Source organism: Streptomyces sp. CC208A (assembly GCF_030010625.1).
In the GTDB taxonomy this organism is placed as follows: Bacteria; Actinomycetota; Actinomycetes; order Streptomycetales; family Streptomycetaceae; genus Streptomyces.
This window is the reverse complement of sequence record NZ_JASCXN010000088.1, coordinates 1-1,912: the sequence shown is the minus strand read 5'-3', so window position 1 is coordinate 1,912 and position 1,912 is coordinate 1. Positions and strand designations below refer to the sequence as shown.

1 protein-coding gene is annotated in these 1,912 nt (G+C 75.5%); it reads left to right on the top strand.

Annotated elements, in window-relative coordinates:
* The coding region (locus QK442_RS36055; protein ID WP_282698364.1) for a zinc ribbon domain-containing protein at positions 1 to 1,912 on the top strand (1,912 nt) is incomplete at both ends.

Sequence of the window (1,912 nt, the reverse complement as noted above, 5' to 3'; positions counted from 1 at the left end):
GAGGGGGAGGCGGCCCGTACCGCCTGCGCGCCCGTCCTGCTCCGGTCGGGTGTGGACGAGGAGACCGGCGAGGCCCTTCCCCCCGCAGTTCTCGCCGAGCGGGTGGGCTGGTGCGCCGACCTGGTGGCCGGGATGGTCGGCGCACTGCTGGCCGGGCGCTGGAACGCCGTCGATGTGGACGCGCTGGCGTCGGGTGTGGACGGCGGGGGCCGGACGCTGCCGTCGAACGCGTGGATGGCGTTGCGCCGGCTGGGCTGGAGTGTGGCCCCGCCGGGCGGGGTGCGGGTGAACGACCGGATCGTGCGGATGGCCCAGGAACAGGCCGGGCGGGTGCTGCGGTCGGTGAAGTGGCGCGCCGATCTGGTGGCCGGGGTGCTGGCGGCCTGGCCCGCCGCCCCGGACAAACGCACCGGCGCCGAGTGGGACGCGGTACGCGCCGCGATTCCCGGCGGGGAGCACCTGCCGTCGAGTGTGATCCGGTCCCGCACCCGCCAGATCACGGCGTACGCGCGCCGGCACGGGCGTCTTCCAGTGGATGTGTTCGAGCTGGAACCCTCGCCGGGTGCGGCGCGGATGCTGCTGCTCGCCGCGTGCGACGGCCAGCAGGCCACCCTCGAACGCTCCGACGACACGCGCCGGGCGCTGCTGCGCCTCCAACTGCCCGTCCGGCCCGACCCGCGCAGCTACGCGGACTGGACCTGGGTCGCCTGCCCGATCCGGCTGCCGTCCACCATCCCGGCGGACGCGGTGCTCCACCTGCCCACCCTGCGCCCCACCGGCCGAAGCGTCCGGGCGGATCTGGCCTTCACCCACCCCGTGCCCACGGCTCGGCGCACCGGCCACACCGTGGCCCTCGGGGTGGACTGGGGCCTGAACCCCCTGCTGTCCGCGGGCGCCATCCGGCTGCACGCCGACGGAACCATCACCGCCCTCGGCGCCGGCGCCCAGTTCCGGGCCGCCGGAGTGCTCGCCAAGCAGCACCGGCTGCGCCGTATCTCCGAGCATCTCAACGCCAGGACCGGCCACTACACCCGGCTCGCCGACCCCGCCCTGGACGGCAAGCACGCGGTCCTGACGGAGGAGGCCCGGCGGGTCTCGCAGCGCCGCTCGCACCTCAACGACGCCCTCGCCTGGTCCGCGGCCCGCTGGGCCGTCGACCAGGCCGTCGCGGCCGGGGCCACGGTCATCTGCCTGGAAGACCTCCGCTCGCTGGAGGCCAGGGGCATGGGCCGCACCACGGACACCCGTCTCTCCCAGACCGTACGGAGGAAGATCGCCGACCGGATGCGGCACCTGGCCGCCGAGGCGGGTATCGCCGTGGTCACCGTCCCGCCCCGCAACACCTCGAAGCACTGCCCGTACTGCCTCACCCCGCTGAGGCACCGCAAGGCCCCCGACCGGCCCACCACGCCGGGCTGGAAATGGGCCCTCTGCCCCCAGCCCGGCTGCGGGTGGCAGGGCGACCGGGACCAGGGCGCCTGGCGCCGTATCGCCGCCCGCGGTCTGGCCCACCAGACCAAGACCACCACCGACCGCACCAGCGGACAGCTGGTCATCCGCACGGTGGTCGACCGGCTCGAAACCACAGCCGTCCTCACCACCACCCCGAGAACCGCCGGGTCGGACCGGTCCAAGACCGGCCCGACCCGGCCGCGCACCCACCGCCCCGCGCCCAGGCGACGCGGGGTTCCCTCCCCGGCACACCCCCAGGGTCGTGCCGGCCGGCGTCCGGAGGGACACGCACCAACGGACCGGACCCGGCTGCCCCGCGCAGCCCACCGGCACCAGGACGTGGCCACGATCAGCACACCCACCACCCGCCGACACCGGCCGCGAGGAGCAGCACTCGGCGCCGGATTCCACCTCCACGCCCACGCCTCCCCACCACGGTGGACCGAACCCGCACCGGACC